Genomic DNA, 14,377 nt, shown 5'->3' on the forward strand with positions numbered 1-14,377 from the left:
TCAGGGGCGATGATAATATCGCCCCTTTTTTTGTCCCTGCGCAGGGAAATAATTTCCCTATTAAGCAGGGTGAAACCGGTTTCTGTTTCTTTCTTTTTATTTAAAATAAATGGGCGTATGATGCGCGCGAACCCCTCATTTTCGGCTATTTCCTGACCTCTATGCCTACTTCAACTGCGGTAACGCGACGCTCGCCCGACCTCACATCGCTGGCCTTTTTAGTGGTGGCGTTCCTCACTGGCATTGCCGGGGCGCTACAGACCCCCACGCTGAGCCTGTTCCTGGCGACGCAAGTCAATGTGCGCCCCTCCATGGTTGGGCTGTTTTTCACCGGCAGCGCGGTGATCGGCATTTTGGTCAGCCAGTTTCTCGCCCGCCGCTCAGATCAAAAGGGTGACCGCAAGACGCTGATTTTCCTCTGCTGCATGTTGGGCGCATTGGGTTGTGTGCTGTTCGCCTGGAACCGCAATTATTACCTGTTGTTGGCCGTTGGTGTGGTGCTGACCAGTTTCGGCTCTACCGCTAACCCACAGATGTTCGCCCTGGCGCGCGAGCACGCCGATCGCACCGGTCGCGAAGCAGTCATGTTCAGTTCGATCCTGCGGGCGCAGGTTTCCCTTGCCTGGGTGATCGGGCCGCCTATCGCCTTCGCGCTGGCACTGGGATTCGGTTTTAAGGTGATGTACCTGGCCGCCGCCGCGGCGTTTATCCTGTGTGGCGTGCTGGTGTGGAAAATGCTGCCGTCGATGCGCAAAATGCCGGTGGCCGCCAGTACCACGCTGGAAGCACCACGACAGAACCGTCGTGATACGCTGCTGCTGTTTATGGCCTGCACCTTTATGTGGACCGCCAACAGCATGTATCTGATCAATATGCCGCTGTATATGGTGCATGAGCTGCAACTGCCGGAAAGGCTGGCCGGGATCTTGATGGGCACGGCGGCCGGGCTGGAAATACCGACTATGCTGATTGCCGGCATGGTGGCGAAACGTTTCGGCAAACGCTTTTTAATGCGTTGGGCGGTGGTGGCAGGCCTGCTTTTTTACTTCGGGTTATTGTTTATCACCGGCACCTGGCCACTGATCGCCCTGCAACTGCTTAATGCGGCGTTTATCGGCGTGCTGGCGGGGATTGGCATGCTTTATTTTCAGGATTTGATGCCTGGACAGGCCGGCGCGGCCACCACCCTGTTTACCAATACGACGCGTGTCGGCTGGATTTTTGCCGGTTCCATCGCCGGTGTGGTGGCGGAGGTCTGGAGCTATCACGCGGTGTTTTATTCCGCGCTGGCGATGGTTGTCGGCGCAGTGCTGTGCCTGTGGAAACTCAAAGACGCTTAGGGCGCGGTATCCGCTTCCAGTTTGATCAGATAAATCAACGCGTCGTCACGGTGGTCGTGGCACATTTCGCGGCTGGCCTGCAGGCTGCCGCAGACCCTGGGCCGCAGCGGTGAATGGAACAGACCGCAACGCAGTTGCTCGCTCAGATGAATACAGCGGGTATTGGCGGGCTTGCCATTGGGCATGCCGGGGATCGGGCTGGATATTGAAGGCGCAATACAACAGGCGCCACAGTCGGCACGACAGTCCATCAGCAAGTCTCCCGGTGGGCTGGCGGAATTGAAGCGCGACAATATCAGTAGCGCTCATCCGCCGCCAGCATAATCCGGGTTTGCCCAACAATCTTTACATCGCCCCCATTTCACCGCTAATGGGTTGCACTCATGTCGGGCAAAAACACGCCGCAAATCGCCCCATTCACACCGATTAATGCATGAAACAAGCGCATTCACGGCTTTACATGCGCCAACCGCACCTGTACCATTGAGCTAGTACAAAAGAACTCACGGCCAACCCGGCCACTCAGGAGCAAAAAATGTCCGCGGACACCATCCAGAAGCTTTCCCGCCCTTCGGTCCTTGGCGGCGCGATGATCATTGCAGGCACCGCCGTCGGCGCCGGCATGTTCTCCATCCCTATTGTCACTTCTGGCGTGTGGTTCAGCGGCTCGGTCGCGCTATTGATTTATACCTGGGCCTGCATGCTGATCTCTGGGCTGATGATCCTCGAAGCCGCAATGCATTACCCAAGCGGGGCCAGTTTCCACACCATCGTCAAGGATCTGCTGGGTAAAGGCTGGAACGCCATTAATGGCATTTCCATCGCCTTTGTACTGTATATCCTGACCTACGCTTATATTTCCGCCGGTGGCTCGATCATCGCCCACACGCTGGAGGGTATTGTTGGCGTTGGGCAAACCACTGCCGGGCTGGTGTTTGCCATCGTGGTGGCGTTTATCGTCTGGCTGTCCACCCGTGCCGTCGATCGTCTGAGCACTATCCTGATTGGCGGTATGGTGATCACCTTTGTGATGTCGGTGGGCGATATGTTCACTCATGTACAACCGGCGGTGCTGTTCAACCGCGGTGACGACCAGGCCAGCTATCTGCCTTATGCCCTGGCGGCACTGCCTTATCTGCTGACTTCATTCGGCTATCACGGCAACGTGCCGGGACTGGTGAAGTATTACCACAAAGACAGCAGGGCCGTGGTGCGCAGCCTGGTGTACGGCACGTTGCTGGCGCTGGCGATCTACATCCTGTGGCAGTATGTGATTCAGGGCAACATCGCCCGTGACGCCTTTCGCCAGGTGATTGCCGAAGGCGGCAACATCGGCAGCCTGCTTAAGCAGATGGGCAACGTGTCCAGCAGCCAGACCGTTGGCCAGCTCCTGAGCGCCTTCTCTTATATGGCACTGGCCAGTTCGTTCCTCGGGGTCTCGCTGGGCCTGTTCGATTATCTGGCAGACTTTTTCAAATTCAGCGATGACACCGCCGGGCGCAGTAAGACCGCGCTGGTGACCTTTGCACCGCCGACCATCGCCGCCCTGCTGTTCCCGAACGGCTTCCTGTATGCCATCGGTTTCGCCGGGCTGGCGGCCACCGTTTGGGCGGTGATCGTGCCGGCAATGATGGCACGCGCCAGTCGTCGTCGCTTTGCCGAAGCGCAGTATCGCGCACCCGGCGGCCGGGGTATGATCCTGTTTATCATTCTGTTCGGGGTGATCAACGCCGTCGCACACGTGCTGGCATTGCTCGGTCTGTTGCCGGTCTTCAAGTAATACCCCAGGGGATGGCGCCCGCCATCCCTTTTCTGCCCCTGTTTTTGCTCGATCTGCTTGCCTGAAATCATCGGCGCGAGTAACTTGTCGCAACTTCCCAAAAACTCTTTATTGCAGGTTATTTTATATGGCAAAGGCTAACGAAATTAAGCGTGGCATGGCGATCAGCTACAACGGCAAACTGCTGCTGGTAAAAGACATCGATGTGCAGAGCCCAAGCGCACGTGGTGCCAGCACCTTGTACAAAATGCGCTTCTCTGACGTCCGTACCGGGCTGAAGGTAGAAGAGCGCTTCAAGGGCGACGATATTCTGGACACCATTAGCCTGTCCCGCCGTAAGGTGAACTTCTCTTACATCGACGGTGAAGAATACGTGTTTATGGATGATGAGGATTACACCCCTTACATTTTCAAGAAAGACCAGATCGAAGACGAACTGCTGTTCATCCCTGAAGCCGGTCTGCCGGGCATGCAGGTGCTGACACTGGACGGCCAGGTGCTGGCGCTGGAACTGCCACAGACCGTGGATATGGAAATTGTCGACACCGCGCCGGGCATCAAAGGTGCCTCCGCCAGTGCCCGCAACAAGCCGGCCACCATGGCGACCGGCCTGACCATTCAGGTGCCGGAATATCTTAGCCCTGGTGACAAAATCCGCATTCATATTGCCGAACGCCGCTATATGAGCCGTGCTGACTAGTTGAAATTCAGGGGCCGATTATGGCCCCTGTGTTTTATAACAAAGTGGTTCGTTAGTCCTAGATACCCGGGCCTAGCGCACCGAGGGGCGCTCCGGCAGCTAAAGCTGCTACGACCCCTTCGGCACGCTCTCCCTAATATTTGACACTGCCCGTCGTCTGAAAATATTTACGATGGCAATTCAGGGAAGAAGCGGCGTTTGAGCGCCAGTTCAACCCCGCGCAGCTCTGCCAGCCCTTTCAAACGACCAATCGCCGAGTAGCCCGGGTTGGTTTTTTTCTTCAAATCATCCAGCATCTGATGCCCATGATCGGGACGCATCGGTATCGGCCGGGTATCGCCCGCCTGATGACGCCGCTGCTCCTCGCAGAGGATCGCCTCAATCACCGCCACCATGTCAACGTCGCCTTGCAGATGCGCGCCCTCATGGAAACTTTTCGGGTTTTCTTCACGGCAGGTGGCGCGCAGGTGGGTGAAATGGATCCGATCGCCGAAGGTTTCAATCATCCGCACCAGATCGTTATCCGCACGCACCCCATAGGAACCGGTACACATAGTAAAGCCGTTATGAAGGCTGTCGACCGTCTGCTTGAACCACTGCATATCCTCGATGGTCGAGACAATGCGAGGCAGGCCCAGGATCGGCCGCGGTGGATCGTCCGGATGCACCGCCAGCCGCACACCAACTTCCTCCGCTACCGGCACAATGGCGCGCAGGAACACCGCCATATTTTCACGCAGTTGCGCCTTGTCGATGGCATCGTACTCGGCCAGACGGGCACGGAACTGGTCGAGCGTATAGCCCTCTTCCGCCCCCGGCAGCCCGGCAATGATGTTGCCGGTCAATTTGGCAACCTCTGCAGCGCTCATGGCAGCAAAACGCTCGGCGGCCTGCTGCCGCTCTTCCTGCGTGTAATCTTGCTCTGCCCCCGCGCGTTGCAGAATATGCAAATCAAAAGCCGCAAAGGCAATCTGATCGAAACGTAACGCTTTTGATCCGTCCGGAAGCAAATACTCCAGATCGGTACGCGTCCAGTCGAGGATTGGCATAAAGTTGTAGCACACGGTGTCGATGCCGCAGGCCGCGAGGTTACGCAGCGATTGCTGATAATGGGCGATATGCTGCTGATAATTGCCGCTGTGGGTTTTGATTTCCTCATGCACCGGAATGCTTTCCACTACCGACCACACCAACCCCTTTTCTGCCAATAGCGCCTGGCGGGCCTTGATCTCTTCGATCGGCCACACTTCGCCATTCGGGATATGGTGCAATGCAGTAACCACGCCGGTAGCACCCGCCTGGCGCACATCGTCAAGAGAGACAGGATCGTTCGGCCCATACCAACGCCATGTTTGTTCCATTTTTTATCCTTGTAAGAATCGCCCAGTATTATGGAGGGGATAAAGATCGCACAGTTTTGGCAATCTTGTTATACCAAATTGAATTAGATATCAGTTATCTTTCACCTTACTCTTTCGCACCTGACTGTCAAAAGCGAAACCCTGATTGGTTGATCCACTTCACGGTTCTGGCTTATTTTGAGCTGAGCAATGTTATTAGCGCCCATACGGCCTTACACTGGCGGCAGAGACCCCGTGCGAAAAAGGGTAAACGCCGTGCCGTTTTTTGCTCGCAAAACTGGTCTGATAACTTTTGGAAAGTTAACGGCCAGTACCTTTCATTCAGCTTAGGAGCCATGCATGAAGACTATCGCCAACTCACCGCTTCCCGACGCCGTCCTGCAACCCCACTATGACCGCAGCGCGCTGCAAAGCCGTATGGTGCACATTGGGTTTGGCGCTTTTCACCGCGCCCATCAGGCTTTGCTGACCGACCGGGTATTGAACCGCCAGGGAGGTGACTGGGGGATTTGTGAGATCAGCCTGTTTGGTGGCGATCCTCTGTTCCAGACGCTGCGTCAGCAAGACCATCTTTATAGCGTGCTGGAGAAAGGTGCGGCGGGTAATCAGGCGATCGTGATCGGTGCTGTACATGAAAGCGTGCACCGCAAACTGGAAGGGATCGATGCGGTACTGGAAAAACTGGCAGAGCCTCAGGTAGCGATCGTCTCAATGACCATCACCGAAAAAGGCTACTGCATCGAACCAGGCAGCGGAAAACTGGATCTGCAACACCAAGGGATCCGCGCCGATCTGGCGAATCCCGGCCAACCCACCACCGTACCCGGTATTTTGGTCGAAGCACTGCGTCTGCGCCTGGAGCGTGGTCTGCCCGCCTTTACCCTGCTCTCTTGCGATAACATTCCGGAGAACGGCCATGTGCTGCGTAACGCCATCATCGGTTTGGCACAGGCCCGCGACGGGGCGCTGGCCGACTGGATAGCCCAGCAGGTCAGCTTCCCCAGCACCATGGTCGACCGCATTGTTCCGGCCGCCACACCGGAAACGCTGGATGAAGTGGCCGTCGCACTGGGCGGTGTGCGTGATGAATGTGCCATCGCCTGCGAACCCTTTATTCAATGGGTGGTAGAGGATAATTTTGTCGCGGGTCGTCCGGCCTGGGAACGGGCTGGTGCACAGTTGGTGAATGACGTGCTGCCTTTTGAACAGATGAAGTTGCGCATGCTGAACGGCAGCCATTCTTTCCTGGCCTATCTCGGGTATCTGGGGGGATATCAATATATCAACGACTGTATGGCCGATGAGTCTTATCGCCATGCCGCGCTCCACCTGATGCTGGCCGAACAGGCACCGACGCTCAGCGTCAGCGGCATCGACCTGGCCGCTTATGCCGCGCAACTGATCGAACGCTACAGCAATCCGGCGCTGCAACACCGTACCTGGCAAATCGCCATGGACGGGACGCAGAAATTACCGCAGCGCATGCTGGACTCGGTCCGTTGGCATCTGCAACATGGCGGCAGCTACGCCGGTCTGGCACTGGGCGTGGCAGCCTGGATGCGCTATGTCGGCGGCGTGGATGACGCCGGACAGGCTATCGATATTCGCGATCCGCTGCTGGCAACGCTGCAGCAGACGGTGGCGGCAACGCCGGACGATGAACAGCGAGTAAAAGCCCTGCTGGGGTTGAAGGCGGTTTTTGGTGAGCAGTTGGCGGTTAATGAGGAGTTTGTAGCGGCGGTTACGCGCGCCTATCTGTCACTGCGCGATCGTGGAGCGCGACAAACGGTACAAAACTGGGTGTCGACTCAACTGGCGTAGCGCTGGCAATGACGTAAAAGATAAAATATATCCCCTATGAATTTCAAATTACAGCCAGGCGCCAAGCTCGCTCATCCCCAGGCGCTTACTTGAGTAAGTAACTGGGGTGAGCGAGTGCAGGTAATAACGCTGTAACTTGAAAGGCGACGGGGAAATGGCCATGCCGGATAAACTGTCCGTCATGGCCGAACGACTTAACGATAAACTACCGTCATTACTGCAAGGTTTTTCTGCTGATCCACCCACTTCATCTCGGTCGACCCTAAATTCAGTGGAAGCTCTTTGCGCGTAGCATCAAATTTAGACAGTGTCTGTTGGCCTTGATAGTGCTGCCCATTGCGGTAACATTGTGTCTTGGCCGTTGAATCGGCGATGTTCACCGTGCAGGGACTTTCCACAATAGAACCGACAAAACGAATAACCCCGCCAGTGGTTCCTGCATGACTTGCTGCCGTCCATGAAAACAATATTCCTGCGATCAAAAATAACCGGAAGACATTCATGGCAACCTCATTTTTTGTTAAGCCAATTTAACCATAGAGGATCTTCTTAAGAATAATCGCAAGGTCAGAGGAATTATTTGTGGGGTAATCGGGCAATTAACAAAGAAAAAACAAGCTAATAACAAACGGTATCCATGGCTAATCCATGGTTTTACCTAAGAATTTTCCGACAATTTATCGTGGATTTAGCCGGTTAAATATCGCATCTTAACCTGCCAAATTTGTGATCTGGCGCTGGTAAAGCAACCTCATTCGCTCAGACAGAGTTGCACTGCTTATTTATTGATCAACCACTACTATTACATCAGGAATAATCCATGACTAAAACTAACCTGATCACCGGTTTCCTTGGCAGCGGTAAAACCACCACCATCCGTCATTTGCTGGCTAACAAGCCAGAGCATGAACGCTGGGCGGTGCTGGTGAATGAGTTCGGTGAAATTGGCATCGATGGCGCACTGCTGGCAGACAGCGGCGCGGTACTCAAAGAGATCCCTGGCGGTTGCATGTGCTGCGTCAACGGACTGCCAATGCAGGTCGGGCTGAATATGCTGCTGCAACAGAGTAAACCCGACCGACTGTTGATCGAACCCACCGGCCTGGGGCATCCCAAACAGATCTTGTCGTTGCTGACGCAGGACAGCTATGCCGGTTGGATCGACTTGCAAGCGACCCTGTGCCTGTTGGACGCACGCCAGCTCAGCGAACCGCGTTACCGCGAAAACGAAAACTTCCGCGATCAACTGGCGGCCGCCGACATTATTCTGGCCAGCAAGAGCGACACTTATCAGCCACAAGATCTGCTGGCCCTGCAGCAGTGGGCGGAACAGGATCCCCGGCAGCGACCGCTTTATCACATCCAACAGGGTCAGGCGGATGTCGCCCTGCTCGACCTTCCTCGCACGAATCGCACAGAATTACCGGATGCGCAGCATCATCATAGCCACAGTAAAACGCAGGGCTTGGCTGCATTGCGACTGCCGGAAAACTCACGCTGGCGAAGAGCGCTCAATCAGGGCCAGGGATTTACCAGCTGCGGCTGGATCTTTGATGCCGATACCGTGTTCGATACCGTTGGTATCATGGAGTGGATACGGCTGGCACCGGTCGAACGGGCCAAAGGCGTAGTGCGTATTGCTGAAGGCACCCTTTTGATCAACCGTCAGGGACAGGATCTCAGTATCGAAACGCGCCCGGTCGCACCACTGGACAGCCGAATTGAACTGATTCACAACGAGAATGCGGACTGGAACGCGCTGCAATCCAAACTGTTTAACATTCGTTTAAGTTGAGATCTTTACCGTTAGCACCCTTTTCATTTTAGACTTACAACAGGTTATGCCATGACTCGCCGCAATTTACCCTTCATCATTTTCTTCAATATACTGGGCATTGCGCTGTTTTTGTCCTGGTTCCTGCCAGCCAACCACGGCTATTGGTTTACCCTGGACTCGTCGATTTTCTTCTTTTTTAATCGTCATCTGGCGACCGACCCCGCTTTTCTGCATTTGGTGGCCATTACCAATAACCGTGCGTTTGATGTAATTTCGCTGATTGCCATGGGGTTGCTGTACCTGTGCTTTTATCTGCAACAGGATGCCGCCGGCCGTCGCCGTTTGCTGGTCACCGGCGTTGTTATGCTGCTGACCGCCGTGGTGTTGAATCAACTGGGTCATCTGTTACCGGTCAAGCACCCCAGCCCGTCGCTGAGTTTTGATAATGTTAATCGCGTCAGTGAACTGACCGGCATTCCCACCAAAGATGCCTCCAGCGACAGCTTCCCTGGCGACCACGGCATGATGCTGATGATTTTCTCCTGCTTTATGCTGCGCTACTTTAACCGCCGCGCCTTTGCCGTCGCGCTGCTGATCACGGTGGTGTTTTCATTACCACGCGTAATGATTGGCGCTCACTGGTTTACGGATATCGCCGTCGGTTCGCTGTCGGTGGTGTTGGTGGGGGCCAGTTGGTGCCTGATGACCCCACTCAGCGATGTGTTGATCCTGCGCCTGAATCGTATGCTGCCCGGTAAGCACCGCCCAACACAACCATAACCCACCGTTATGACCCGCAGGAGGCCGCCAGCCTCCTGATAATTTCCCCGCCGCTTCCTGTTTATTTCCACATCACCGCGTTAACGCTTCTGTCACCTAATTTCACGCAAAATCAACACAACGGACAATCAGCGTTTTTTATATGATGATTTACATTATGTTACATCACAAATTCATATATAAAAGGGCGGAAAAAGGCTCGCAATCCCCAATTCGTTACGGTAATCTCGGATGCGTTTGTGCCTGGTTTAACTCGACTCAGCATCAAATCCACTAAAAGTGTGCGTTCCAGCACGTTTTCGGCGGTATCTGATTGTCGATAAAGCAGGTGCAGATTAGTCTCGTTCCGTTTGGCATTTTTCAGGTAGCGACTGACGTCGTTAAGGACTTCAAGGGAAAACAATAACAATGGTCAAATCTCAACCGTTTCTGAGATATTTTTTGCGGGTAGTACCTGCAATTGCCGCAGCGGTAATGCTCTCCGCGTGCAGCACGACACACACTTCGAACTTGAATAACGCACAAACTGAGATGCGTGCAGTTAATGACAAAGATGGTCTTTTACTGCAAGCCTCTCAGGATGAATTCGAAGCAATGGTCCGTAACGTTGACGTTAAGTCAAAAATTATGGATCAGTATGCAGACTGGAAAGGCGTTCGCTACCGTTTAGGCGGTGAAACCAAGCGCGGCATTGATTGCTCAGCGTTTGTACAGCGTACTTTCCGTGAACAGTTTGGCATGGACTTACCTCGTTCTACCTATGAACAGGAAGACATGGGCAAGAAAATCTTGCGCACCAAACTGCGTCCTGGCGATCTGGTGCTGTTCCGCGCCGGCTCTACCGGACGCCATGTCGGCATCTATTTAGGTAACGATCAATTCGTTCATGCCTCTACCAGCAGCGGCGTGATGATTTCGAAACTGAGCGATAACTATTGGAATAAACGTTATCGCGAAGCCCGCCGGGTGCTTACCAGCAGCTGACGGAGCAAAACCTGATTGTCCTGAAGACCAAACGAGCGATAGAACGCTGCCTACGGGCAGCGTTTTTTTTGCGCGGAGTTCCCCCCACTAAGCCCCCCCATTATCTATTTGCGATGTTTTCGACATCCCCGTTTATATTTCGCAAGATTATTGCTGGGAAACGACGCCAACGATGAAAAACTCACCTATTATCGTCAAATGGGAATAACAGCGATAATGCAGGGTTTAAACTATTATCACCGTGGGATAAACGATGAATAATGGCTGCAACACCGTCATTGCGATATATTAGACAGTCACTCTATAACAAAAACAAATTGATACGCCGTGCTCAGGGGGCAGGTTTATGGGCTTGAAAAGGGCATTTGCACGCCACGTCTCGCACAGACGACGCAGCCTGGCTAAAAGCGGTATCGTGGCTCTGGTATTTTTTATCCTGTTTATGGCTATTACGCTTTCTTTGATTAGCCACCAGCGCACAGAATATCAACGTGCGCTAGAACAACGGACGCAGAAACTCACCCTCGAGACCTTTAACAGCCTCACGGCAGTCATGCACCAATTGATGCCGTTAACCGAACGCCCCTGCGCAACCAGCCAGCCAGAACTTACCTACCAGGCAGCCTTCCATTCCGGTGTGCGCACCTTTATGTTAGTGAAAAACGGCTTTGCCTATTGCTCTTCCGCTACCGGTAACATGATGCTGGCGTTAAAAAACATCTACCCGGAAATTGACCAACAGCAACGGCTGGATCTCAAACTGCAGCAGGGTACCCCACTGGTCCCTGGAAAACCGGCGGTTGCCGTTTGGTTGCGTCAGCCAGGTAAAGAAGACACCGGCATACTGGCCACCCTGGATATTGGCCTGATGCCCCAACAGATGTTCGGCACCAGCACCGTTCGGTCCCATGGCGTTGCCATTATTCTGGGCGATCGCGCCCTGACCAGTTTCAGTCCAAACCTGATGCCGCTGAACCAGTTGCCGGACGAAAAGGCCGATCGCATCTCCATCGCCGGCACGCCGATGACCATTCTGTTTTATAACCAAAAACTGACGCCCAACGACATCCGCCTGACGCTGCTGGGCAGCCTGGTGCTGTCTTTGATGATCGGCGTGCTGTGCTACTACATGCTGTTGCTGCGCCAAAGCCCGGAGCGGGCAATGATGCGCGGAATCAAACGCAACGAGTTCTTTATCGAATATCAGCCGGTGTTTCATACCCGTTCCGGCACCATCGGCGGGCTGGAAGCACTGATCCGCTGGCAGCACCCCATCGAAGGACGTATTCCGCCGGACCTTTTCATTCCCTATGCCGAGAACGAAGGGCTGATTGTACCGCTGACACGACACCTGTTCCGCCTGATTGCCGAAGACGCGCCCAAGCTGGCGACGGCATTGCCGCAGGGGGCCAAGCTCGGCCTGAACATCTCCCCTTCCCACCTCAATGCCCCCTCTTTCCACCACGACGTGTACGAACTGCTGGCGCAATTGCCGGGGGACTACTTCACACTGGTGTTTGAAATTACCGAGCGTGGCATGGTGGAGGAAGGCAACGCGTTGACCGAGTTCGACTGGCTGCATCAACAAGGCATTGAAATCGCCATCGATGATTTTGGCACCGGCCACAGTGCGTTGATTTATCTGGAACGCTTTAGCATGGACTATCTGAAAATAGACCGCGGCTTCGTCAACTCCATCGGTCGGGATACGGTCACTGCCCCGGTGCTGGACGCGGTGATTTCCCTGGCCAAGAAACTGAAAATGCAAACCGTGGCCGAAGGGGTGGAAACCGCCGAACAGCTGCACTTCCTGAAGGAACAGGACGTTAACTTTATGCAGGGGTATTACTTTAGCAAGCCGCTGAGCATCGATAACTTCGTGGCCTTCTGTAACGCCCATACGGTCATGGACCATCAGGTGCTAAAGGACTGAATTTTTTAACTTCTTTACCCTTAGGCACGGCAGAAAATGTTATGCTGCCCCAGATTTCATCGACTTTACAGCAGGAGCTTACCGTCAAGATGTCCGTGCGCGTTTTTGCTGCCCTGGTGCTCTCAGCACTGAGTTTTGGCCTGCAGGCCGAAACCCTCAATGAAAGCTATGCTTTCGCCCAGCTCGGTGAGCCGAAATATGCCTCCGACTTCAGCCATTATGACTACGTCAACCCGGCGGCACCGAAAGGCGGTGACGTACGACTGGCGGCGATTGGCACCTATGATAACTTTAACCGCTATGCGCAACGTGGCGTACCCGGCGAGCGAACCGACGCGCTGTATGACACCCTGTTTACCACCTCAGACGATGAGATCGGCAGCTACTACCCACTGATTGCCGAATCTGCTCGCTTCCCGGCCGATATGCGCTGGGTGGAGCTGGATATTAACGCCCGCGCCCGCTTCCACGATGGCTCACCGATCACCGCTGCCGATGTCGCCTTCACCTTTAACAAATTTATGACCGAAGGCGTACCGCAGTTTCGCGTGCTGTATAAAGGCGTTACGGTCAAGGCTATCTCACGTCTGACGGTGCGTATTGAATTCCCGCAGCCGGATAAAGATAAGTTGTTGGGGTTGTTCGGCCTGCCTATTTTGCCGCAGAGCTTCTGGAAAGATCACAAACTGAGCGAGCCGCTGAACACCCCGCCACTCAGCAGCGGTCCTTATAAGGTCGCCAGTTACCGGCTCGGTCAATACATTACCTATCAGCGCGTTCGCGATTACTGGGCCGCCAATCTGCCGGTCAACCGCGGCCGCTTTAACTTCGACAGTATCCGCTACGACTATTATCTGGATGACAAAGTTGCGCTGGAGGCCTTCAAGGCCGGTGCCTATGACTTCCGCATCGAAGGTTCGCCAAAAAGTTGGGCGACCCAGTATCAGGGCGGCAATTTCGCCCGCAATTACATCATCAAGCAGGACGAAACCAACCAGTCGGCGCAGAACACCCGCTGGATGGCCTTCAATATGAGACGCCCTCTGTTCGCCGACCCTCGGGTGCGGGAAGCGCTCACGCTGGCCTTTGACTTCGACTGGATGAATAAGGCGCTGTATTACAACGCCTATCAGCGCACCAACAGCTACTTCCAGAATACTCAGTATGCCGCCAGCGGCTATCCGGATGCGGCCGAACTGGCGCTACTGGGACCGCTGAAGGGCAAGGTGCCGGCAGAGGTGTTTACCAGTATCTATCAACCCCCTTCCTCTGATGGCAGCGGCAACGATCGCCAAAATCTGTTAAAAGCCACTCAGTTGCTGAAACAGGCCGGCTGGGAAGTGAAAAACCAACAGTTGGTCAACAGCAAAACCGGTCAGCCGTTTAGCTTTGAATTATTGTTGCTGAGTGGCAGCAATTTCCAGTACGTATTGCCATTCCAGCACAACCTGAAACGACTGGGCATCGATATGCAGATCCGTGAAATCGACATATCCCAATTCACCAAGCGCATGCGCGACGGTGATTTCGATATGATGCCGACGGTTTATATGGCGGTGCCATTCCCTAGCCCCGATCTGAAAATACTCTGGGATTCCGAATACATTAATTCCAGCTATAACCGATCGGGCGTCAGCGATCCTGCAGTCGATAGCCTGGTCAGACAGATCGCCGCGCATCAGGGCGACGAGAAAGCCTTGCTGCCGCTGGGCCGCGCGCTGGATCGGGTATTGACCTGGAACCGGTATATGCTGCCAATGTGGTATTCCAACCACGACCGCTATGCCTACTGGGACAAATTCTCCACGCCGTCGATCCGCCCGGCCTACGTGATTGGTTTCGATAACTGGTGGTTTGACGTCAACAAGGCGGCGCGTTTGCCGGCTCAACAACAGTAAGGG

At 54.4% G+C, this 14,377-nt stretch carries 12 protein-coding genes; 9 read left to right on the forward strand and 3 right to left on the reverse strand.

Translation table 11 applies throughout. The annotated features are described in order from the left end of the window. Nucleotides 1-161 precede the first annotated feature (161 nt). Complete coding sequence (locus NHG65_RS17775) at nt 162-1,340, forward strand: sugar efflux transporter (RefSeq protein WP_219016655.1); 1,179 nt, start codon at nt 162-164, stop codon at nt 1,338-1,340. Here NHG65_RS17775 and NHG65_RS17780 read toward each other — a convergent pair. Further along, complete coding sequence (locus NHG65_RS17780) at nt 1,337-1,591, reverse strand: YkgJ family cysteine cluster protein (RefSeq protein ID WP_099063723.1); 255 nt, start codon at nt 1,589-1,591, stop codon at nt 1,337-1,339. The two genes, NHG65_RS17775 and NHG65_RS17780, sit on opposite strands and share 4 nt — an antisense overlap. Nucleotides 1,592-1,875: 284 nt before the next feature. On the opposite strand from NHG65_RS17780, the gene mtr reads away from it, so the two are divergent. Then, nucleotides 1,876-3,120 (forward strand): tryptophan permease, encoded by a 1,245-nt coding sequence (gene mtr / locus NHG65_RS17785; RefSeq protein ID WP_207978808.1) that lies wholly within the window; start codon nt 1,876-1,878, stop codon nt 3,118-3,120. 127 nt (nt 3,121-3,247) lie between these two features. Beyond that, nucleotides 3,248-3,820, forward strand: a complete 573-nt coding sequence (gene yeiP, locus NHG65_RS17790) for an elongation factor P-like protein YeiP (protein ID WP_085117648.1) — start codon at nt 3,248-3,250, stop codon at nt 3,818-3,820. Nucleotides 3,821-3,987: 167 nt separating this feature from the next. On the opposite strand, the gene uxuA is transcribed toward yeiP, so the two are convergent. Further along, nucleotides 3,988-5,181 carry a mannonate dehydratase gene (gene uxuA, locus NHG65_RS17795; protein WP_219016656.1) on the reverse strand — a complete coding sequence of 398 codons (1,194 nt, stop codon included), beginning with the start codon at nt 5,179-5,181 and terminating at the stop codon, nt 3,988-3,990. Between the two features lie 339 nt (nt 5,182-5,520). On the opposite strand from uxuA, the gene NHG65_RS17800 reads away from it, so the two are divergent. After that, entirely contained in the window at nt 5,521-7,002 is a 1,482-nt protein-coding gene (locus tag NHG65_RS17800) for a mannitol dehydrogenase family protein (RefSeq protein WP_099063720.1), read from the forward strand. Between the two features lie 194 nt (nt 7,003-7,196). On the opposite strand, the gene NHG65_RS17805 is transcribed toward NHG65_RS17800, so the two are convergent. Further along, the gene (locus tag NHG65_RS17805) at nt 7,197-7,505 is read right to left on the reverse strand and encodes a YmdA family protein (RefSeq protein WP_219016658.1); all 309 of its coding nucleotides are present in this window, start codon (nt 7,503-7,505) and stop codon (nt 7,197-7,199) included. A 317-nt stretch (nt 7,506-7,822) separates the two neighbouring features. On the opposite strand from NHG65_RS17805, the gene NHG65_RS17810 reads away from it, so the two are divergent. The 5 genes from NHG65_RS17810 to NHG65_RS17830 all read left to right on the forward strand — a co-directional run bounded on the left by NHG65_RS17810 (nt 7,823) and on the right by NHG65_RS17830 (nt 14,374). Beyond that, nucleotides 7,823-8,797: a CobW family GTP-binding protein gene (locus NHG65_RS17810; RefSeq protein WP_129936525.1), complete on the forward strand. Its 975-nt coding sequence runs from the start codon at nt 7,823-7,825 to the stop codon at nt 8,795-8,797. A 51-nt stretch (nt 8,798-8,848) separates the two neighbouring features. Continuing rightward, nucleotides 8,849-9,559, forward strand: a complete 711-nt coding sequence (locus tag NHG65_RS17815; protein WP_099063717.1) for a phosphatase PAP2 family protein — start codon at nt 8,849-8,851, stop codon at nt 9,557-9,559. A gap of 408 nt (nt 9,560-9,967) precedes the next feature. Further along, a complete protein-coding gene (gene mepS / locus NHG65_RS17820; protein WP_012145960.1) occupies nt 9,968-10,543 on the forward strand; it encodes a bifunctional murein DD-endopeptidase/murein LD-carboxypeptidase in 576 nt (191 codons plus the stop codon). A gap of 346 nt (nt 10,544-10,889) precedes the next feature. Next, on the forward strand, nt 10,890-12,476 hold the full coding sequence (pdeN, locus tag NHG65_RS17825; protein ID WP_261416724.1) for a cyclic di-3',5'-guanosine monophosphate phosphodiesterase PdeN: 1,587 nt from the start codon (nt 10,890-10,892) through the stop codon (nt 12,474-12,476). 89 nt (nt 12,477-12,565) lie between these two features. Further along, the gene (locus NHG65_RS17830; RefSeq protein WP_099063776.1) at nt 12,566-14,374 is read left to right on the forward strand and encodes an extracellular solute-binding protein; all 1,809 of its coding nucleotides are present in this window, start codon (nt 12,566-12,568) and stop codon (nt 14,372-14,374) included. The last annotated feature ends 3 nt before the right edge of the window (nt 14,375-14,377 follow it).

This window comes from Serratia myotis (genome assembly GCF_027474885.1).
GTDB lineage: Bacteria > Pseudomonadota > Gammaproteobacteria > Enterobacterales > Enterobacteriaceae > Serratia > Serratia proteamaculans.

Coding starts and splice junctions, on each gene's coding strand:
- yeiP (WP_085117648.1), top strand. CDS start 3,248: ATGGCAAAGGCTAACGAAATTAAGCGTGGCATGGCGATCAGCTACAAC.
- NHG65_RS17810 (WP_129936525.1), top strand. CDS start 7,823: ATGACTAAAACTAACCTGATCACCGGTTTCCTTGGCAGCGGTAAAACC.
- mepS (WP_012145960.1), top strand. CDS start 9,968: ATGGTCAAATCTCAACCGTTTCTGAGATATTTTTTGCGGGTAGTACCT.
- NHG65_RS17775 (WP_219016655.1), top strand. CDS start 162: ATGCCTACTTCAACTGCGGTAACGCGACGCTCGCCCGACCTCACATCG.
- NHG65_RS17830 (WP_099063776.1), top strand. CDS start 12,566: ATGTCCGTGCGCGTTTTTGCTGCCCTGGTGCTCTCAGCACTGAGTTTT.
- mtr (WP_207978808.1), top strand. CDS start 1,876: ATGTCCGCGGACACCATCCAGAAGCTTTCCCGCCCTTCGGTCCTTGGC.
- uxuA (WP_219016656.1), bottom strand. CDS start 5,181: ATGGAACAAACATGGCGTTGGTATGGGCCGAACGATCCTGTCTCTCTT.
- pdeN (WP_261416724.1), top strand. CDS start 10,890: ATGGGCTTGAAAAGGGCATTTGCACGCCACGTCTCGCACAGACGACGC.
- NHG65_RS17780 (WP_099063723.1), bottom strand. CDS start 1,591: ATGGACTGTCGTGCCGACTGTGGCGCCTGTTGTATTGCGCCTTCAATA.
- NHG65_RS17805 (WP_219016658.1), bottom strand. CDS start 7,505: ATGAATGTCTTCCGGTTATTTTTGATCGCAGGAATATTGTTTTCATGG.
- NHG65_RS17815 (WP_099063717.1), top strand. CDS start 8,849: ATGACTCGCCGCAATTTACCCTTCATCATTTTCTTCAATATACTGGGC.
- NHG65_RS17800 (WP_099063720.1), top strand. CDS start 5,521: ATGAAGACTATCGCCAACTCACCGCTTCCCGACGCCGTCCTGCAACCC.